Origin of the sequence: Arthrobacter jinronghuae, assembly GCF_025244825.1 — a bacterium.
Taxonomy (GTDB): Bacteria; Actinomycetota; Actinomycetes; order Actinomycetales; family Micrococcaceae; genus Arthrobacter_B; species Arthrobacter_B jinronghuae.
Map to the genome: position 1 here is coordinate 1,581,561 of NZ_CP104263.1, position 20,085 is coordinate 1,601,645.

The following is a 20,085-nucleotide window of genomic DNA, read 5'->3' on the forward strand; positions in this document are numbered from 1 at the left end:
GAGGAGTCCTGTTATGACTAATGTGGACAGCTTCGGATCCAAGGGCGTCTTAGACGTCAAAGGTTCCGAGTATGAAATTTTCCGGCTGAATTCCGTCGAAGGCGCCCAGAGCCTTCCGTTCAGCCTCAAGGTCCTGCTGGAGAACCTGCTCCGCACCGAAGACGGTGCAAACATCACGGCAGACCATGTACGTGCCCTGGCGCAGTGGGACGCAGACGCAGAGCCCAGCACCGAAATCCAGTTCACCCCTGCCCGGGTGATCATGCAGGACTTCACCGGCGTACCCTGCATCGTTGACCTGGCTACCATGCGCGAGGCAGTTGCCGATCTCGGCGGCGACCCCAAGCGTGTGAACCCGCTGGCACCTGCCGAAATGGTCATTGACCACTCCGTGCAGATCGATGCCTTCGGCAACTCCGGCGCCCTCGAGCGCAACATGGAGATCGAATACCAGCGCAACGGCGAGCGGTACCAGTTCCTCCGCTGGGGCCAGACGGCGTTCGATGACTTCAAGGTCGTTCCCCCGGGAATGGGCATTGTGCACCAGGTCAACATCGAATACCTGGCCCGCACGGTTATGACCCGCGAAGTTGACGGCGTCCTGCGTGCCTACCCCGACACCTGCGTCGGCACCGACTCCCACACCACCATGGTCAACGGCCTGGGCGTGCTCGGCTGGGGCGTTGGCGGCATTGAAGCCGAAGCAGCAATGCTCGGCCAGCCCGTCTCCATGCTGATCCCGCGCGTCGTCGGTTTCAAGCTGACCGGCGAGATCCCCGCCGGCGCAACGGCCACCGACGTCGTCCTGACGATCACCGAAATGCTGCGCAAGCACGGTGTGGTCGGCAAGTTCGTAGAGTTCTACGGCGAAGGTGTTGGCGCTGTTCCGCTCGCCAACCGTGCCACCATCGGCAACATGAGCCCCGAATTCGGTTCCACTGCGGCGATCTTCCCGATCGACGACGTGACGCTGGAATACCTGCGCCTCACCGGCCGGTCCGAGGAGAACGTAGCCCTCGTTGAGGCCTACGCCAAGGAACAGGGCCTCTGGCACGACCCGTCCAAGGAAATCAAGTACTCCGAGTACCTGGAACTGGACCTGTCCACCGTGGTTTCCTCCATCGCCGGCCCGAAGCGTCCGCAGGACCGCGTGGAACTGACCAACGCCAAGACGCAGTTCCGCAACGACCTCAAGAACTACGTCCACGAGACCGTAGAGGCCGAGAACGGCACCGTCGACGAGACGCTGGAAGAGACCTTCCCGGCTTCCGACGCACCCTCGTTCAACGCCAACGCCACGACCGTCGAAGACCACGACCACGACCTGGTTGCCGAGGCGGATGCTCCCGCCGAGCGTGCCACCAACTCCGTGCCGGTCACCATGGCCGACGGCCGCAGCTTCGAGCTGGACCACGGTGCAGTAACGATCGCCTCGATCACCTCCTGCACCAACACGTCCAACCCCTCCGTGATGATGGCCGCCGCCGTGCTGGCCCGCAACGCGGTGGACAAGGGCCTGGCGTCCAAGCCGTGGGTCAAGACCTCCGTGGCCCCGGGCTCGAAGGTTGTCACCGACTACTACGAGAAGTCCGGCCTGATCCCGTACCTCGAGAAGCTCGGCTTCTTCGTGGTCGGTTACGGCTGCGCCACCTGCATCGGCAACTCCGGTCCCCTCGAAGAGGAAATCTCCGAGGCGATCAACGAAGCCGACCTGGCGGTCACCGCAGTGCTTTCGGGCAACCGCAACTTCGAAGGCCGCATCAACCCGGACGTGAAGATGAACTACCTGGCCTCACCGCCGCTGGTAGTCGCCTACGCCCTGGCCGGCACCATGGACTTCGACTTCGAGAATGACCCGCTGGGGCAGGACGAAGCCGGCAACGACATCTTCCTGAAGGACATCTGGCCGAACCCGGTCGAGGTCCAGCAGATCATCGATGCCTCCATCGACCAGAAGATGTTCAGCGACAGCTACAACACCATCTTCGAAGGCGACGAGCGCTGGAAGTCCCTGCCCACTCCCGAAGGTGCAACCTTCGAGTGGGATGCGGAGTCCACGTACGTCCGGAAGCCCCCGTACTTCGAGGGCATGAAGGCTGAGCCGGAGCCCGTCTCCGACATTGAGGGCGCACGCGTCCTGCTGAAGCTGGGCGATTCGGTCACCACCGACCACATCTCCCCGGCCGGTTCCTTCAAGTCCGACACCCCGGCAGGCAAGTACCTGCTGGAGCACGGTGTGGCCCGCAAGGACTTCAACTCCTACGGCTCGCGCCGTGGCAACCACGAAGTCATGATCCGCGGCACCTTCGCCAACATCCGCATCAAGAACCAGCTGCTCGACGGCGTTGAAGGCGGTTTCACCCGTGACTTCAGCCAGGCCGACGCACCGCAGGCTGCCGTTTACGATGCCGCGATGAACTACCAGGCCGCCGGCACTCCGCTGGTTGTCCTGGCCGGCAAGGAATACGGCTCCGGTTCCTCACGTGACTGGGCCGCCAAGGGCACTGCGCTGCTGGGCGTGAAGGCAGTTGTTGCCGAGAGCTACGAGCGTATCCACCGCTCCAACCTCATCGGCATGGGCGTCCTTCCGCTGCAGTACCCGGCCGGCGTCAATGCCGAGTCCCTGGGCCTGACCGGTACGGAAACCTTCTCTGTTGAAGGCGTCACCGAACTGAACAACGGGACCACGCCCAAGACCGTCAAGGTCACGGCCACCCCCGAAAACGGCGAAGCCATCACGTTCGACGCGGTCCTCCGCATCGATACCCCGGGTGAAGCCGACTACTACCGCAACGGCGGCATCCTGCAGTACGTACTGCGTCAGATCTCCGCTAAGTAGCAGTAAACGCACCACGTTCAGGGCCCCGTTTCCCCGATCCGTCCAGAGGGCGGAGAAGGGGAAACGGGGCCCTGAAGCGTTGGGTAGGAACCGCGGAGCGCACGCCGCGCGTTAGAGTTAATCCATTGCGACGGCGTGCAGTGCCGCCGATACGACTCAAGGGAGGCACCCCTGTTGGGACTTCTGGAAACAATCCGGGATCCTCGGGACCTCAGCAGGCTTTCGCTGACACAGCTGAAGCGGCTTGCTGAAGAGATCCGTTCATTTCTGATCACGAACGTCGCGCAGACCGGCGGGCACCTCGGCCCGAACCTGGGCGTGGTGGAACTGACCATGGGCATCCACCGGGTCTTTGATTCCCCGCGGGACAGCATTGTCTTCGACACCGGGCACCAGTCCTACGTGCACAAGATCCTCACCGGCCGCCAGGACTTCGCCACACTGCGCCAGCAGGGCGGCATGTCCGGTTATCCCTCGCGTGCCGAGTCGGTCCACGACATCGTGGAAAGCTCCCACGCCTCCTCCTCGCTCTCCTGGGCGGACGGCATCTCCCGTGCCCGGCAGCTCAGCGGCGAAGGCGACCGCTACACCGTGGTCATGGTGGGCGACGGCGCCCTGACCGGCGGCATGGCCTGGGAAGCCCTGAACAACATAGCCGCGGACCAGCGCCGCCGTGTAGTGATTGTGGTCAATGACAACGGCCGCTCCTACGCCCCGACCATCGGCGGCCTCGCCGACTACCTGGCGTCCCTGCGGCCCACCATCGACGCGGTGCGCACGCACCACGCCTATGAGAACACCCTCGGCTGGTGGCGCGACCGCCTGCAGAAGGGCGGTCCTGCAGGTCGGTTCGCCTACCGCAGCCTGCACGCCGCTAAGAAGGGCATCAAGGACTGGTGGACTCCGCAGGGCCTCTTCGAGGACCTCGGCATGAAGTATGTGGGACCCATCGACGGCCACGACCTTGACGCCGTCGAACGCGCCCTGCACAAGGCCAAGAACTACGCCGGTCCGGTCATTGTGCACGCCATGACCGAGAAGGGCCGCGGCTACGCTCCGGCCCGCGCCCACGAGGCGGACCAGTTCCACGCGGTCGGGATCATTGACCCGGAAACGGGTGCCCCCGTGGAGCCGGGCAGCAAGGAGTCCTGGACGTCCGTATTCGCCACGGAGATCGCCGAGATTGCGGACGAACGCACCGATATCGTCGGAATCACCGGTGCCATGCTTATCCCGGTGGGCCTTCACCGTTTTGCCGAGCGGCATCCGGACCGGGTGTTCGACGTCGGCATCGCCGAACAGCACGCCCTCACCTCTGCCGCAGGCATGGCCTTCGGCGGCCTGCACCCGGTGGTGGCGCTGTACGCGACCTTCCTGAACCGTGCGTTCGACCAGCTGCTGATGGACGTCGCCCTGCACAAGGCCGGCGTGACCATCGTCCTGGACCGGGCCGGCGTCACGGGCCCGGACGGCGCCAGCCACCATGGCATGTGGGACATGTCCATGCTGCAGATTGTCCCCGGGCTGCACCTGGCTGCGCCGCGCGACGCCACCCGGCTGAAGGAGGAGCTGCGCGAAGCCGTGGCCATCTCCGATGCCCCCAGCGTGGTGCGCTTCTCCAAGGGCACCGTGGGAAGCGATATCGATGCCGTGGAGCGGACCTCCGACGGCGTGGACATCCTGGCCCGGCGCCCCACCGGGGACAGCTCCAATGACGTCCTGATCGTCAGCGTGGGCGCCATGGCGGATATGGCCCTGGACGTCGCCGACCGGCTCGGCGCGCAGGGCATCAGTTCCACCGTCGTGGATCCGCGCTGGGTGCTGCCCGTGCCGCGGTCCATCATCCGCATTGCCGCCGACCACCGGATTGTCATTGTGATCGAAGATGGCGTCCGGGCCGGCGGGGTGGGCTCGCGGATCCGGCAGGAAATGCGGGCCGCGGGCGTGGACACCGCATTGAACGAGGTCGGGCTGCCGGCCGAGTTCCTGGACCACGGCAGCCGCAGCGAGGTGCTGGAGCGGGTCGGGCTGACCGCCCGGCAGATTGCCAACGACGTCGTCGCCCAGGTCCTCGGCACGAAGGTGCCGTTTGCCCGGCCGCTGCCCGGCTCCGAAATGCCGACGGGGCAGGTACCGAAGATCCAGTAGCCGCGCAGGGTCCGGGCGGCCGGACGACTCTCTGAAGGGGTGTAAGCCATGGCGGATAATGTTCCTGCCCTCGCCGTTACAGGAGCCACCGGTGCCCTGGGCGGAGCGGTTGCCCGGATGCTGGCCGAGGCCGGGGTCCGGCAGCGGCTGCTCGCGCGGCACACCGCCCGGCTGCCTGAGCTGCCGAATACCCCCGTTTTCGCGGCGTCCTACCTGGACCGGCCGCAGGCGGTCAGTGCCCTGCGCGGCGTGCACACCCTGTTCATGGTGTCGGCCGCGGAGAGCCCGCACCGGGTGGAGGACCACTGCACCTTTGTGGACGCGGCCGTCGATGCCGGCGTGCAGCACATTGTCTACACGTCCTTCATGGGTGCGGCGCCCGACGCCGTCTTCACGCTGGCCCGTGACCATGCCGCCACGGAGGAGTACATCGCCTCCAGTCAGGGCCTGGAGCACACGTTCCTGCGCGACTGCCTGTACCAGGACGTGCTTCCGACCTTTGTCCAGCCCGACGGCGTCATGCGCGGTCCGGCGGGAGAGGGGAGTTTCGCCCCGGTGGCGCGGAGGGATGTTGCCCGCACAGCCGTGAAGATCCTGTTGTCACCGGAGCAGCACCGGAACCGCGCCTACACCCTGACCGGCCCCGCCGAGCTGAGCATGGAAGAGGTTGCCGGCATCCTGTCCCGGGCGACCGGAACCCCCGTGAGGTACCAGGCGGAAACCTATGACGAGGCCGTGGCCTCCCGAATGAAGAGCGGCGCCGCCCGATGGCAGGCGGAGGCATGGGCCAGCAGCTACCAGGCCATTGCCGCGGGCCAGCTGGCACCGGCCAGCCCGGACATTGAACGGCTCACCGGTATTGCCCCGCTGGGGTTCGAGGATTACCTCCAGCAAACCCGTAACTGAACACCGCCTGGGAGTGCACCACGGGGCGTGCAGGGGATAGGGTCGAAGGTATGGAACACCACATGCCGTCGGACATCGCCCGCTTTCTTGCCGAGTGCACGGTGGGCGACATGGATGATGAAGCAACACCAGTAGCGGACCTGTACGGTATGTACATTATTTGGAGCGAGCAGCAGGGGACCGAGCCGCTGGCCGTGCAGGCGTTCTCCGCAGCGGTCCAGGGCGAGGGGATCGAGGCCGAGCGCCGGCGCAGCGAGCAGGTCTACACCGGACTCCTTCCCACCGGAGCCATCCCCATCCAGTACATCCTGGAAACGGACAAGGCGCCGGGCCCCAACAACAGCCTGGACACGTTCCTGGGCTAGCGCGTTCTGCTGCCGGTCCGGGAGTTTGCTGCCCGTTTGGGAAAAGCCTCCGCTGCGCAGCGGTTGGAATTTCCCAAACCGGCAGGATTTTTCCTAAACGGCAGCGATTCGGATGCCGTGAGTTCCAGCTGGAGCCCGGATCCCTGCATTCTGTCCGATTCCCTGCGGTTTGTCCGGGTTCCCGCGCCGCGCGGAGCAGGGATCCGGACAAACCGCAGGGATTTCCCCCAAACCGCAGGGGTCAAGGGACGCACAAAGAGAGCGGTTCGCGGGAGTACCGTAGTTTGCATGACTTCATATAACAGACTCGGAAATTCCGGCCTGACCGTCTCCACGGTCGGACTGGGTTGCAACAACCTGGGCCGTCCGGGGACGCCCACGGAATCGCAGGAGGGCACCGACGCCGTCGTCAATGCCGCCGTCGACGCCGGCATCACGCTTTTTGATGTGGCTGACGCCTACGGGCGTACCCCGGGGCTCAGCGAGGAAATGCTGGGCAAGGCGCTGGGCAACCGCCGCGACGACGTGGTGGTGGCAACCAAATTCGGCATGGACATGAAGGGTGTCAACGGCGCAGACTTCGGTGCCCGGGGATCCCGGCGGTACATCGTGAAGGCTGCTGAGGCTTCCCTGCGCCGCCTGAACACGGACTGGATTGACCTCTACCAGTTCCACACCCCGGACCCGCTGACGCCCATCGAGGAGACCCTTGCGGCCCTCGATGACCTGGTGACCAGCGGCAAGGTCCGGTACATCGGACACTCCAACCGAGCGGGATGGCAGATTGCCGAAGCGGAGTTTGTGGCCCGGATGGGCGGCTTCACACCGTTCATCTCCTCACAGAACCATTACAACCTGCTGGACCGCCGGGCCGAGCTGGAGGTCACTCCGGCCGCTGAAGCCTACGGATTGGGCGTGCTGCCCTACTTCCCACTGGCCAACGGCCTGCTCACGGGCAAATACAGCAGCGGCAAGGCTCCGGAAGGCAGCCGGTTGACGCACTCCCGGACCAACCTCCTGGAGAACGCGGACTTCGGGCAGCTTGGGGAGTTTGGCCGGTTCGCAGCCGAGCGCGGCCTCACCGAGGTGCAGGTGGCCTTCTCCTGGCTTGCCGCCCAGCCGTCGGTGGCCTCCGTGATTGCCGGTGCCACCAAGGTGGAGCAGGTGCAGCAGAATGCCGACGCCGTGTGCTGGGAGCCGTCGGAGAAGGACCTGGAAGAACTGGACCGGATCTTCCCGAAGACGCCGAAGGTTGCTTTGTTCTAAGCTCCTCTCGTCACCTTGGGTGGTCCGGAGGGTCCGGAACGGCGGCAACGAAAATCCCTTGCTCGCTTCAGTTCGCCGGGATTATTGAAGCCGCCTAACCCGGACCCGCCGGCCCCTCCAGCCGCTACGGACCCGCCGAAGCAGCGGGTGGGTCAGGCGGGCTTGGTGGCCTTGCCGTCGAGCCACAGGGTTTCGGAATCGTCCCGGTGTGTTCCCGTGGTGCCGACGTGTTTCTGGTCTATTTGGGCACCATTCTTAATGACGTGGACGAGTGCCATCCCGTGACCGCGTCCGATTCCGTAGTCGGTCTTGAGCCATTCGAGGATATCGCCGGCCTTGACGTTTCCTCCGCTGAACCCTTTCGCTGCGGCGATATCCACAAGCTGGCGGGGTGTTAGTCCTGTTTTTTCTTCAACTGCGTCGAGATAGGCCTGAAAAGACATCTAGTTGTCCTTTTCCCGTTCACGCCAGTACTCCTCCCGCCGCGCGCGGACGGGGCGTACCAGCAGGCTAATGAAAACGATACCGAGTGCGATCTCGATACCCAGCAGCATCCAGCTCCAGGGTTCGTCGAACGGAAGCAGGATGTAGAGCCAGCCAAAAACACATGCGCTGAGCATGAGCACCACCATCCGCTTGGCACGCTTCTGCGACCATGCTGGGTCCTGGCTCATGCAGGGAGGTTAGCGCGGGCGCAGCCTCCTGACCAGAGCGAACCGGCGTACCACCCGGCGGTTCAGGCGCGTGGCAGCACGCCCATGAGTGCCGAGGTGAAGGCGACCCGGAGGGCATCCTGCAGATCCACATGGAGTACGCCAAGTGCGGGCTCCTCGGCATAGGCGGCGAGGAGGCTGGCCGGCGCCGGAACGTAGGAGGACAGGGCGCCAGCCGTGACAAGGCTTATCAGGCAGAACCGCTGCGCACTGTCCCCGAGCTCGGGAACATGGCGCTGCACGAGTTCGGTCATGGTCTCGAGCCTGGCCAGCGAGGAACGTTTGTGCCGCTTGGCGACTTCGACTGAGACATTGTGCTCCAGGACGCCGCCCTGCGCGCCGAAGAGGTCGCACAGAACCGGACGGTCCGCCAATGACCTGCTGAGGATCCCGGCCAGCTGGTTCGTCCGTACTTCCGGTGCCGCAGATGACTCGATGCCTTCGGACAGCTCCTCTGCCAGCACGGCGAGCCAGCTGCCCAGGAAGTCGTCCAGCAGTTCCAACAGCACTGCCTCACGCGACTCGAAGTAGCGTAGGACATTTGACTTGGCCAGACCCACCCGACGGCTGAGCTCGTTGAGGCTCACCGCGGCCACGGGCATCTCGTTGAGCATGGAGGCCGCTGTATCCAGAATGGCCTGCCGGCGCATTTCCTTCTGCTCCTCGCTGCGTGCACGTTGGAATGTCACGAGGCGAGCCTACCTTACAGACCGGCGGTCTATTGACGTCTGATCGACCGCCTTCTAGGCTCGCTGCTACTAACAGACCGAAGGTACTTTAGGAGCGGGCCATGAATGACACCTGGAACGAACATTCCATCCCCGATCAGCAAGGCAGGGTGGCAGTTGTAACCGGAGCCAACACCGGACTTGGCTTCGAAACCGCCAGAATGCTTGCCGCGCGCGGGGCCGCGGTGGTCCTGGCCGTGCGTGATCTCCAGAAGGGCAAGCAGGCCGCTGCCCGCATCGCCGGTGACGTTACGGTGCAGGCGCTGGACATGACGTCCCTCGATTCGATCCGGTCCGCAGCGGACAGCATCCGGGCGGCCCACCCGAGCATTGATCTGTTGATCAATAATGCCGGGGTGATGTACACGCCGAAGGGGACCACAGTGGACGGCTTCGAGCTGCAGTTCGGCACCAACCACCTTGGCCACTTCGCCCTTACCGGGCTGCTGCTGGACCTGCTCCTGCCCGTACCCGGCTCGCGCGTCGTTACGGTCAGCAGCACCGGGCATCGTATCCGGGCGGCCATCCACTTCGATGACCTTCAATGGGAGCGCTCGTACAACCGCGTCGCCGCCTACGGTCAGGCCAAACTGGCCAACCTGATGTTCACGTACGAACTGCAGCGCCGGCTCGCGCCCTATGGCACGACGATCGCAGCCGCCGCCCATCCCGGCGTATCCAACACCGAACTCGCCCGGAATGCCCCCGCCGCGATTCGGATCCCCTTCTCCTGGCTCGCTCCGCTGCTCACCCAGAAGCCCGAAATGGGTGCCCTGCCCACCCTGCGTGCTGCCACCGACCCGGACGTAGCCGGCGGCCAGTACTACGGTCCGGGCAACCGGACCCAGACGAGGGGCTATCCGAAGCTGGTCACATCCAGCCCCGCCTCACATGACGTAGCCGTCCAGCAGCGCCTCTGGACCATTTCAGAGGAACTCACCGGAGTGAAATTTCCGCTGGGCTGAAGTCGCGGGCTCCGCAGTGGAGAAGATCGAAGTTGAAGCTGGGCCCGGGCGTTAACGAGAGCGCCGGACGGACCGGGTTAGGCGGCTTAGCTGGGCCCGGGCGTTAACGAAAGCGCCGGACGGACCGGGTTAGGCGGCTTTAATAATTCCTGCGAGTTCTGCGAGCAGGGATTTTCGTTGCCGCCGTTCCGGTCCGCCCGGCGCGGACAGGCGCGGGCGAAGCGAACGGACTAACTAAGCAGCAGCCGCCGCATGGAATTTCTTGCCGTTCACGCGCTCGGACGCACCGACACGGTCCAGGTACGGCGTGATGCCGCCCAGGTGCATCGGCCAGCCGGCACCGAGGATCATGCACAGGTCGATGTCCTCCGGAGCTGCGACAACGCCCTCTTCGAGCATGAGTCCGATTTCCTCGGCCAGGGCATCCTGCGTGCGGCGCAGGACTTCCTCGGAGGTGGAAGGCGTGGTGCCGAAGTCCAGCATCGCCAGGGTTTCCTCGGGAATGTAGGCGTTGCCGTCCTCGTCCTTCTGCCACAGGGACTTGATGCCGGCGTCGATGAGCTTCTGCGAGTTCTTCGAGAGCCAGAAGCGCTCACCGAAGGCCGAGTGCAGCGATTCCTGCACATGCTGTCCCACCGGCAGGCCCACGAGGGCGAGCAGGGTGAACGGAGACATCGGCAGGCCCATCGGACGCAGTGCGTTGTCCGCGGTGGCGGCGTCGGTGCCCTCGTCGAAGACCATGGTGATCTCGCCGAACATACGGCCCAGGATGCGGTTCACCACGAAAGCGGCGGCATCCTTGACCAGCACGGCGGTCTTCTTCAGCTGCTTGGCCAGGACAAAGGCGGTGGCCAGCACGGCGTCGTCGGTCTTGGGTGCGCGCACGATTTCCAGCAACGGCATGACGGCGACCGGGTTGAAGAAGTGGAAGCCGACCACGCGTTCCGGGTGCTGCAGGTCCGCGGCCATTTCCGTCACTGAGAGCGAGGAGGTGTTGGTGGCCAGGATGCATTCGGGGGAGACCACGGCCTCCACCTCGGCAAACACCTGCTTCTTCACGGAGAGTTCTTCGAAGACAGCCTCGATGACGAAGTCGGCGTCGGAGAACGCCTCCTTCGAGACCGAACCCGTGACCAGGCCCTTGGTGCGGTTGGCGGCGTCGGGGGAGATGCGCTTCTTGGCCAGGAGCTTGTCCACCTCGGCGTGCACGTAGCCCACGCCCTTGTCCACGCGCGCCTGGTCGATGTCCGTCATGACCACGGGCACCTTGAGCTGGCGGGCGAAGAGCAGGGCGAGCTGGCTGGCCATCAGGCCTGCGCCGACCACGCCCACCTTGGTGACCGGGCGGGCCAGCTTCTTGTCCGGTGCACCGGCGGGGCGCTTGCCGCGCTTCTGGACCAGGTCCAGGAACGCATAGACGGTGGAGCGGAACTGCGGGGTCTGCATCAGTTCGGCCAGGGCATTGCACTCGGCCTCGCGGGATTCCTCCCGTGTCCAGGTCTTGCCGGCTTCGAGCAGGTCCAGGACCAGCGCCGGTGCGGGGGCTGCGTTGGAGGTCTTGGCCTCCACAAACGCACGTCCCTTGGCGACGGCGGCATCCCACGCGTCCCCGGCGTCGGCGGGTTCGACGGCGTTGGGCCGGGAAACCTGCTCCTCGCCGCTGATCACGCGGGAGGCCCAGGCCAGTGACTGCTCGAGGAAGTCCGCCGGCTCGAACAGGGCGTCGGCAATTCCCAGCTTGTAGGCGGCCGCCCCGGAGAGGGTGCGGTTGTTGCTCAGCGGGTTCTCGATCATCACCTTCACGGCGTTCTCGGGTCCGATCAGGCGCGGCAGCAGGTAGACGCCGCCCCAGCCGGGAACCAGACCGATGAAGGCCTCCGGCAGCGACAGCGCGCCGGCGCCGGTGGAGACCGTACGGTAATCGGACTGCAGGGCGATCTCCAGGCCGCCGCCGAGGGCAACGCCGTTGATGAAGGAGAAGCTGGGCACGCCCAGGTTGCCGAGCTTTGCGTAGACGTCGTGGCCCAGGTGGGCCATGGCAGCGCCGTCTTCATATTCGGAGATGGACTTCACGGCCGACAGGTCGGCGCCGGCGACGAGGTAGAACGGCTTGCCGGTGACACCGACACCGACAATCTCGCCCTTGTCCGCACGGGCCTTGAGCTCGTCCAGCTTCGCGCCCAGCTCAAGCAGGGTGTTCGGGCCGAGCGTGGTGGGACGTGAGTGGTCGACGTCGTTGTCCAGGGTGATCAGGGCGAAGGTGCCCTGGTTGCCCGGCAGCTGGATGTCGGAGACGTAGGAGTGGGTGACAACCTCGGTGGGGAACAGTCCCGCGAGGCGCTGGTAGTCAGGAGCAGACATTACTTCGTGGCCTCCGTGGAATCGGTGTTGTATTCGGGGTGGTTCGGGTTTTCCCAGATCACGGTCGCGCCCATGCCCAGGCCGATGCACATGGTCGTCATGCCGTAACGCACACTCGGGTCTTCCTCGAACTGGCGGGCCAGCTGGTTCATCAGGCGCACGCCCGAGGAGGCCAGCGGGTGGCCGACGGCGATGGCGCCGCCGTAGCGGTTCACGCGGGGATCGTCGTCGGCGATGCCGAAGTGGTCCAGGAAGGCCAGCACCTGGATGGCGAAGGCCTCGTTGATCTCGAACAGGCCGATGTCCTCGATGGACAGGCCGGTCTGCTCCAGCACCTTTTCGGTGGCGGGAACCGGACCGTAGCCCATGACCTCGGGCTCGACGCCGGCGAAGGCGTAGCCGACCAGGCGCATCTTGACGCCCAAGCCGAGTTCCTCGGCAGCTTCCGCGGAGGCCAGCAGGGCGGTGGTGGCGCCGTCGTTCAGGCCGGCGGCGTTGCCGGCGGTGACCCGGCCGTGGGCACGGAACGGGGTGCGCAGGGCGGCGAGGTCTTCCACGGTGGTGCCCGGGCGCGGCGGTTCGTCCACGGTGTTCAGGGTCCAGCCGGTGCCGGGCTTCTTCGTGGCTACGGGAACCAGGTCCGGCTGGATGGAGTTGCCGGCGTAGGCCTTGGCAAGCTTCTCCTGGCTGGCGGCGGCGTACGCGTCGGTGCGGTCCTTGGTGATGTGCGGGAAGCGGTCATGCAGGTTCTCCGCAGTGTTGCCCATGTTCAGGGCGGCGGGGTCCACCAGCCGCTCGGTCATGAAGCGCGGGTTCGGATCGGCGTCCTTACCCATCGGGTGGTTGCCCATGTGCTCCACGCCGCCGGCAATGACGACGTCGTAGGCGCCGAAGCCGATGCCGGACGCGGTGGTGGTCACGGCCGTCATGGCGCCGGCGCACATGCGGTCAATGGCGAAGCCCGGGACGGTGCGCGGCAGGCCGGCCAGGAGCGCGGCGGTGCGCCCGATGGTCATGCCTTGGTCACCGGACTGGGTGGTGGCTGCAATGGCAACTTCGTCAATGCGTTCCGGAGGAAGGGAGGGGTTGCGGCGCATCAGTTCGCGGATGCACTTGACCACCAGGTCATCAGCCCGCATGCCGGCGTAGATACCTTTTTCGCCTGCTTTGCCGAACGGGGTCCGCACTCCGTCAACGAAAACTACGTCCCTGATCTGCCGTGATCGGCTTTGTGGGCTCACGTACTTACTCCTCTTTGAGATATGAAACGGAACAACGTCCGAGCCTATGTTACTCATGAGTAACATAGGCTGCAAGGATGCTGACGGACAGCCGTGGACTGATCCGTTATGGCGTGGATCACGCCGGTCCCGAATCGACCCTACCCACATACCGCCGTTCGACAAACCCGTGGTCCGTGCCGGAATCCTGCGCACCGGGCAGTAACGGAATAGGCTGGGCGGGAAGCAGGGCTATGCGCGTCCGGCAGCCTGGCCCGGGGTGCCCCTGCGACGTGAGGCCAAGACCTGGGCAACTGCTGATCCGGCCGCTGATGCGACCCAGAGGATGAGTGCCGAAAGGATCCAGTTGCCAATCCCGGTGTTGCTGACTCCAGCCGGGATGGTACTGGCTATAACCAACGCCAACAGGGCAGTGGCAAGCCCCGTCCCGCCGAGGAAAGCGGGTGCGTAGCGTTTTGCCGCCCAGTTGGTCAGCGGCGTCATAACGGCCTGGGCGAGCACAACAACCAGTACCGTCGCGACGAATCCGGGCCACTGGACGCGGAAACCGGGCACCCACCACATACTCAGCAGAAGGGCTGCGCTTGCCGCAAGTATCTGCAGCAGGCACGTGATCAGCAGGTTTTTCATCAGGCCAGGGTCAGGCGGAAAGCGCCATGGACTTCAGCCGGTCAAACTCGGACTCGGTGATGCTCCCGTCGGCAAGGAGGCTGCGCGCGGACTCAATCTGCTGGGCGGGGGAAGCTGTTGCGGCGATCCGCCGTACATAGCTGTCGGTTGCCTCCGCCTCCTCCCGGGCGCGGGCCTCACTCCGCGCAGCCATGCCTCCGCCCCGGGCGACGATGTACACCAGCGCCGTAATAAAGGGGGCGACGAACAGAAAGAAAATCCAGGCCGCCTTGGCGAAACCGCCTAGTTCCCGGTCACGGAACAGATCCGCCAGGATCTGGAACAGCAGGATTAGATAGGCCACGAAAAAGAACGCCACAATGATGCTCCACATGGATTCCCAGAAGCTCATGTCAATCTCCTTTGATTATTCCCCCGGGTGCGTGGCGGGCCCGCCGTACGTGGCCATGTGCCCGTCGAAGAGCAATAGTGGAGTCCGCTGGTGTCCTCATTTTCCTCCCGGCGGACACCGGTTGGAAGATGTCCCGCTAACCGCGCTGGTAGGTTGGGCGCATGGAGTCCATAGCTGATCCAGCGTTGGCTGCCTGGCTGGATGGGATACGTACCGGCGAAAGGGTGGAGCCCTCACTCGAAACCATCCTTTTGTTGAGGAAGGACCGCGCCCGGCCTCCTGGCCCGGAGCTTGCCAGCGTCACCGACGTCTCCCTCCCCGGAAGGCCTGCGCTGCGGGCCCGGCTGTACCGCTCTGGTGCCGGAATCCAGCCGCTGACGGTGTTTGTGCACGGCGGCGGGTTCGTGTTCGGCGGGCTCGAGTCACACGACAGGCTCTGCCGCCGCCTCGCACTGTTGGCCAACACTGCGGTACTGGCGGTGGACTACCGGCTCGCCCCCGAGCATGCCGCGCCGGCGGCGGTGGATGACATTGTGCGTGCCCTGGCGTGGGTTGCGGACCGTCCGGCGGAACTGGGGTCCTTCCGTCCCGGCGTCGGGCTGGCCGGTGACAGCGCTGGCGGACTGATTGCTTTCCTGGCCGCAGACAGGCTGGCCGGTACCGGGTTGCAGCCTCAAGTGCTCCTGCTGGCCTATCCCAACGCCGACCTGGCACTGGGCCTTCCCAGCGTCGGCGAAAAGGATGAGGGGTGGGGCCTGTCGGTGCGGGATCTGACATTTTTCATTTCACAGTGGGTACCGTCGGCGTCCCCGGAGATGTATGCCGAGTACAGTCCGTTGGCTGTCGCCGCTGCCAGCGGACGGCGCCCGACGTCCGTGCGGACTCTGCTCGCTACTGCAGAACATGATCCGCTGCGGGATGAGGGGCAGCTGCTGGCTGAAACTCTGGTGCGCGGTGGAGCCGGCGTCGACTATGTGGCTCACCCCGGTTTGGTGCATGGCTTCCTGACTCTGGACACAGTGTCGCCGGCCGCCCGGCAGGCGGGCGATGCCCTGCTGCGGCGTTACGGGACGGCGCTGCGGCGCGGTCAGTGACGCCAGGCGGTAATCCGGCCGCGTCCGGCAGCTCACGCTCTAGGCGGAAAGCATGCTGATCATTTAGTCCCGGGGGCAGGGGCTCGGTAACCTGTTGATGATGAGTAGCGCGAAAACTTCCCCGGAATCTGCCCCTAATTTGCACGCCAGCGGCATGGTGCGCGTGCGCGGAGCGCAGGAGAACAACCTGCGCAACGTCGACGTCGACATCCCGCGCGACGCGATTGTCGCCTTCACCGGCGTTTCAGGTTCGGGTAAGTCCTCCCTGGCCTTCGGCACCATCTACGCCGAGGCGCAGCGGCGCTACTTCGAGTCGGTGGCCCCCTATGCGCGCCGCCTGCTCGCCCAGGGGCATAACCCCAAGGTCGAGGAAATCGCCGGGCTGCCGCCTGCCGTCGCCCTGCAGCAGCGCCGCGGAGCGCCCAGCTCGCGCTCTACCGTCGGCACCCTCACCACGCTCTCCAACTCCATGCGCATGCTGTTCTCCCGCGGAGGCACCTATCCGGCAAACGCCGAACCCGGCAGCCTCGACTCTGACGCCTTCTCGCCCAACACGGCGGCCGGCGCCTGCCGGGAGTGCTCCGGACTGGGCATTGCGCACACCGTCACCGAGGACTCCCTGGTTCCGGACCCCAGCCTCAGCATCCGGGACGGCGCGATTGCTGCCTGGCCCGGCGCCTGGCAGGGCAAGAACCTGCGGGACATCCTCATCCAGCTCGGCTACGACGTCGACGTGCCCTGGAACCGGCTGCCGAAGAAGGACCGCGACTGGATCCTGTTCACCGAAGAGCAGCCGGTGGTGATGATCACCCCGCAGCGTGACCGTGTGGCCAAACCGTACAAGGGGCGGTTCTGGAGCGCCAAGAGCTACGTGATGCACACCCTGGCGGATTCCGGCAGCGCCCAGATGCGCGAACGGGTCCTGGCCTACATGGTGTCCGGTCCCTGCCCGATCTGCGGCGGAGCGGGCCTGCGTCCCGAGGCGCTCGCCGTTACGTTCGCCGGCCGGAACATTGCCGAGTTGAACGGCGCCACGCTGGCCGAGCTGGCCGAAATCATCCGGCCGACGGCGGAACTGAAGTCCGCGGGCACCGCCTCCCGTGCTGCGGCCTCCAATGAAGACACCGAAGTTGCCGTGACCATCACCCGGGACCTGCTGAGCCGGTTGGAGGTGCTGATCGGCCTGGGCCTCGGTTATCTCAGCCTCTCCCGCGCCACCCCCACCCTTTCACCCGGTGAAATGCAGCGCCTGCGGATCGCCACCCAGCTGCGCTCGGGCCTTTTCGGGGTCATCTATGTCCTGGACGAGCCCTCCGCTGGACTGCACCCGGCGGACGCCGAGCCGCTGCTGACCGTGCTGCAGGAACTCAAGGATGCCGGGAACTCGGTGTTCGTCGTCGAGCACAACATGGACGTGGTGCGCAGCGCTGAATGGATTGTGGATGTAGGTCCGCAGGCCGGCGACGGCGGCGGAACCGTGCTTTACAGCGGCCCCGTGGACGGACTGGCAGAAGTTGAGGAGAGCGCCACCCGTCCCTTCCTGTTCGGGGAGGCCGAAACCGCAAAGCCGGCCCGCCGCACTCCGGACCAGTGGCTGAGCCTGAAGGGAATCACCCGGCACAACCTGCAGGGCCTGGACGCCGAGATTCCGCTGGGCGTGTTCACCGCGGTCACCGGTGTTTCGGGTTCCGGCAAGTCCACCCTGGTCAGCCAGGTCCTGGCCGAAACAGTGGGCCGCCAGGTGAACGGCGTGCCGACCGAACCAGAGGACCCGGAGGCTCCGGAAGAACAGGATCCGGGGGCGCACGTACGCAGCATCGCCGGACTGGAGCACCTGGACCGGCTGGTGCGGGTGGACCAGCGGCCCATCGGCCGCACCCCGCGCTCTAACCTGGCCACCTACACCGGCCTCTTCGACGCGGTGCGGAAACTTTACGCCGGCACCGAGGAAGCCCGCGCCCGCGGCTACAACGCCGGACGCTTCTCCTTCAACGTAGCGGGCGGACGCTGCGAGACCTGCCAGGGCGAAGGCTTCCTCGCCGTCGAACTGCTGTTCCTGCCCGGCACCTACGGTCCCTGCCCGGTCTGCCACGGCGCCCGCTACAACGAGGAAACCCTGCAGGTCACCTACCGCGGCAAGAGCATCGCCGACGTGCTGGCGATGCGGGTGGAAACCGCCGCCGAGTTCCTGGCTGACGTGCCCGCCGCAGCCCGGAGCCTGCGGACGCTGCTCGACGTCGGCCTGGGCTACCTGCGCCTGGGCCAGCCCGCCACCGAACTCTCCGGCGGCGAAGCCCAGCGGATCAAGCTTGCCACCGAACTGCAGCGCGCCCGCCGCGGCCACACGCTGTTCCTGCTCGACGAGCCCACCACCGGCCTGCACCCGCAGGACGTCCAGCTGCTGCTGCGCCAGCTCAACCGGCTGGTGGACGCCGGCAACACCGTGGTGGTGGTGGAGCACTCCATGAATGTGGTGGCGTCCGCGGACTGGGTCATCGACATGGGCCCCTCCGGCGGCGAGGAAGGCGGCCGGATCATCTGCGCCGGCACTGCCGACGACGTCGCGGCGTGCGACGCCAGCCGGACGGCACCCTACCTGTCGGCTGCGCTCAAGCTGCTCCCGTAAGCCGGCCCGTGCCGGGCAGCACCACGCCTTAGGCCCGTGTAGAACGCGGACCTAAGGCGCGGTGCGGAAACGCTCCCATGCGGATTGGCGCGACATCCCCAGCGACGCGCCGATGACGGCCCAGCTGATGTTCCTGTCCCGGGCCGCTGTCACCCAGCGTCGAAGATGCTCCTCCACTTGGTCCCGTGCCTGCGCCACCCGGGGGAGCCGTTCCAGTAACTCGTCATTGCTCAGCGCCTCCCAGGGAGTGGCAGGAAGCGGATCGGGATCCGCCGGGCGGGGGGCTTCCAGCAGTTTCAGGGCCCCTTCCGCGCATTCCCGGCAGATGGCGGCAGTGGGGGCCGCCGCCAATACTCCGGTTTCCTGCCGCGGCCGCAGACAGAACGAACACATGAAGGGCTCGTTTCCCCGGTGATCACGGTCCGTGCCGCTCAGCTCAGAAGGCATGGCCCCAGTCTAGCCAGCCATCGATCGAGCCCGCCCTCTTGTGCTGTCAGGTAACCCCTGACAGGATGTCAGGCATTACCTGACAGCATCGAGGGGGGCCGCGTGGCAACTGCACAACTTCCGGAACCGGCGACGGTCCGGATCCGGGGCGGACGTTCTTTCCGTTTCCTCGCGTCCACCGCTGCGGCGGAGGGGTTCGCTGACGCCCTGACCCGCACGGTCCTGCCCATCCTCGCCGTTGCGGTGCTGGGACTGGGACCGGGCTTCGTGGGTATTCTCAACGCCACCGGAATTGCAGCCTTCCTGCTGCTGGGCGTGAGCGCCGGAGTGATCGTGGACCGCATCGGCAAACCACTGCTTGCGATGGGTGCGGCTTCCCTGCTGCGGTGCGGTGTCCTGCTGTTCCTCGCCGGCGGTGTCTGGCAGGGGTGGCTCTCCGGAACCGGGCTGTTCGCCGCGGCCGTGTTGATCGGCATTTCGGACCTCCTCTTCACCACCGCCCATTCCACCGTTGTGCCGGTGGTGTCCGGACCGCAGGGAATGAAGCGGGCCTACTCCCGGCTGGCCATGGTCAACCAGACGACGACGGCCGGCGGCGCTGCTGCCGCGGGCACCGTTCTGGGCCTGCTGGGGATGCCGGTGCTGCTCCTCACCGGTGCTGCCGCCTACGCCTCGTCCTGGCTGCTTCAACACGGAATCCGGTTGCCTGCGGCTGCACCGGTTCCCGGGCGCCCTGCACGTGGGCGGGCCCGCCGCGGATTCGCCACGCTGCGCTGCACCCCGGCGCTGCGGGCATTGACCCTGTCCGCCTGCCTGACGAATGCCGGCGCCATGGTCGGCAACACCGTCCTGCCGGTCTATCTGCTGCGCGACCTGGCCGTTGCGCCGTCGGCCTTTGCGGCACTGGGTGTTCTGTCCGCTTTCGGAGCAGTTTCCGGTGCTGCGGCCGCGCCGTACCTCAGCGGCCGGATGGGGCTCAGAGCGCTCAGGGCCGGTGCCGCCCTGGTGTCGGTGCCCGCGGTCCTGCTGGCAGTCTTCTGTTCGGTCCTTCCCGGGCCGGATCTGGTGTGGCTGGCCGGTTCGACCCTGGTCTGGGGCTTCCTGGTGGCCCTGTCCGGCGTCGCGGGGGCGGAAGTGCTGCCCCGGACGGTCCCGCAGAATGAGCTGGCTACGGTGGGTGCTGCGCAACGGACGCTGACCCTCGGCGTGATGCCCGTGGCTGCACTGCTTGCGGGGATGGCGGCAGCTGCAGCGGGCACCGGGCCGGTGCTCTGGCTGTGGGCACTGCTGGCCGGGCTGGCCGCGCTCCCGGTCGCGTTTGCGAAGTCGCTGGCGCAGTTCCGTTGAACCTGGCTCCCTGGCCAA

General features: G+C 66.1%; 17 protein-coding genes. 9 read left to right on the plus strand and 8 right to left on the minus strand.

Annotated features, from left to right (window positions below; all coding sequences use genetic code 11):
- Positions 1–13: 13 nt before the first annotated feature.
- From N2K98_RS07280 to N2K98_RS07300, 5 genes are all read left to right on the plus strand, one after another.
- Positions 14–2,839: an aconitate hydratase gene (locus N2K98_RS07280; RefSeq protein ID WP_255798021.1), complete on the plus strand. Its 2,826-nt coding sequence runs from the start codon at positions 14–16 to the stop codon at positions 2,837–2,839.
- 174 nt (positions 2,840–3,013) lie between these two features.
- On the plus strand, positions 3,014–4,987 hold the full coding sequence (gene dxs / locus N2K98_RS07285) for a 1-deoxy-D-xylulose-5-phosphate synthase (RefSeq protein ID WP_255865347.1): 1,974 nt from the start codon (positions 3,014–3,016) through the stop codon (positions 4,985–4,987).
- 48 nt (positions 4,988–5,035) lie between these two features.
- The gene (locus tag N2K98_RS07290) at positions 5,036–5,893 is read left to right on the plus strand and encodes an SDR family oxidoreductase (RefSeq protein ID WP_255865348.1); all 858 of its coding nucleotides are present in this window, start codon (positions 5,036–5,038) and stop codon (positions 5,891–5,893) included.
- A gap of 50 nt (positions 5,894–5,943) precedes the next feature.
- Positions 5,944–6,258: a hypothetical protein gene (locus N2K98_RS07295; protein ID WP_255798018.1), complete on the plus strand. Its 315-nt coding sequence runs from the start codon at positions 5,944–5,946 to the stop codon at positions 6,256–6,258.
- Positions 6,259–6,546: 288 nt separating this feature from the next.
- Complete coding sequence (locus N2K98_RS07300; RefSeq protein WP_255865349.1) at positions 6,547–7,524, plus strand: aldo/keto reductase; 978 nt, start codon at positions 6,547–6,549, stop codon at positions 7,522–7,524.
- A 152-nt stretch (positions 7,525–7,676) separates the two neighbouring features.
- Here N2K98_RS07300 and N2K98_RS07305 read toward each other — a convergent pair whose 3' ends face one another.
- From N2K98_RS07305 to N2K98_RS07315, 3 genes are all read right to left on the minus strand, one after another.
- Positions 7,677–7,967 (minus strand): DUF4287 domain-containing protein, encoded by a 291-nt coding sequence (locus N2K98_RS07305; protein WP_255865350.1) that lies wholly within the window; start codon positions 7,965–7,967, stop codon positions 7,677–7,679.
- Complete coding sequence (locus N2K98_RS07310; protein WP_255865351.1) at positions 7,968–8,198, minus strand: hypothetical protein; 231 nt, start codon at positions 8,196–8,198, stop codon at positions 7,968–7,970. It lies immediately after the preceding gene.
- 62 nt (positions 8,199–8,260) lie between these two features.
- Positions 8,261–8,926: a TetR/AcrR family transcriptional regulator gene (locus N2K98_RS07315; protein WP_255865352.1), complete on the minus strand. Its 666-nt coding sequence runs from the start codon at positions 8,924–8,926 to the stop codon at positions 8,261–8,263.
- Positions 8,927–9,027: 101 nt separating this feature from the next.
- On the opposite strand from N2K98_RS07315, the gene N2K98_RS07320 reads away from it, so the two are divergent.
- Positions 9,028–9,930: an SDR family NAD(P)-dependent oxidoreductase gene (locus N2K98_RS07320; protein WP_255865354.1), complete on the plus strand. Its 903-nt coding sequence runs from the start codon at positions 9,028–9,030 to the stop codon at positions 9,928–9,930.
- Between the two features lie 234 nt (positions 9,931–10,164).
- Here the strand turns inward: N2K98_RS07320 and N2K98_RS07325 are convergent, their stop codons facing one another.
- The 4 genes from N2K98_RS07325 to N2K98_RS07340 form a co-directional block, all read right to left on the minus strand.
- Positions 10,165–12,291: a 3-hydroxyacyl-CoA dehydrogenase NAD-binding domain-containing protein gene (locus tag N2K98_RS07325; RefSeq protein ID WP_255865355.1), complete on the minus strand. Its 2,127-nt coding sequence runs from the start codon at positions 12,289–12,291 to the stop codon at positions 10,165–10,167.
- Positions 12,291–13,532 carry a thiolase family protein gene (locus N2K98_RS07330; RefSeq protein ID WP_255798012.1) on the minus strand — a complete coding sequence of 414 codons (1,242 nt, stop codon included), beginning with the start codon at positions 13,530–13,532 and terminating at the stop codon, positions 12,291–12,293. The genes N2K98_RS07325 and N2K98_RS07330 overlap by 1 nt, the downstream gene beginning before the upstream one ends.
- Before the next feature lie 231 nt (positions 13,533–13,763).
- Complete coding sequence (locus N2K98_RS07335; protein ID WP_255865356.1) at positions 13,764–14,162, minus strand: phage holin family protein; 399 nt, start codon at positions 14,160–14,162, stop codon at positions 13,764–13,766.
- 10 nt (positions 14,163–14,172) lie between these two features.
- A complete protein-coding gene (locus N2K98_RS07340) occupies positions 14,173–14,553 on the minus strand; it encodes a hypothetical protein (RefSeq protein ID WP_255865357.1) in 381 nt (126 codons plus the stop codon).
- A 161-nt stretch (positions 14,554–14,714) separates the two neighbouring features.
- Here N2K98_RS07340 and N2K98_RS07345 point away from each other — a divergent pair, with 161 nt between their 5' ends.
- Both N2K98_RS07345 and uvrA read left to right on the plus strand, forming a co-directional pair.
- Complete coding sequence (locus N2K98_RS07345) at positions 14,715–15,647, plus strand: alpha/beta hydrolase fold domain-containing protein (protein ID WP_255865358.1); 933 nt, start codon at positions 14,715–14,717, stop codon at positions 15,645–15,647.
- 97 nt (positions 15,648–15,744) lie between these two features.
- The gene (gene uvrA, locus N2K98_RS07350; protein ID WP_407080015.1) at positions 15,745–18,273 is read left to right on the plus strand and encodes an excinuclease ABC subunit UvrA; all 2,529 of its coding nucleotides are present in this window, start codon (positions 15,745–15,747) and stop codon (positions 18,271–18,273) included.
- A gap of 51 nt (positions 18,274–18,324) precedes the next feature.
- Here the strand turns inward: uvrA and N2K98_RS07355 are convergent, their stop codons facing one another.
- Positions 18,325–18,720 (minus strand): ClpX C4-type zinc finger protein, encoded by a 396-nt coding sequence (locus N2K98_RS07355; RefSeq protein WP_255865360.1) that lies wholly within the window; start codon positions 18,718–18,720, stop codon positions 18,325–18,327.
- A gap of 102 nt (positions 18,721–18,822) precedes the next feature.
- On the opposite strand from N2K98_RS07355, the gene N2K98_RS07360 reads away from it, so the two are divergent.
- Entirely contained in the window at positions 18,823–20,067 is a 1,245-nt protein-coding gene (locus tag N2K98_RS07360; RefSeq protein ID WP_255865361.1) for an MFS transporter, read from the plus strand.
- The last annotated feature ends 18 nt before the right edge of the window (positions 20,068–20,085 follow it).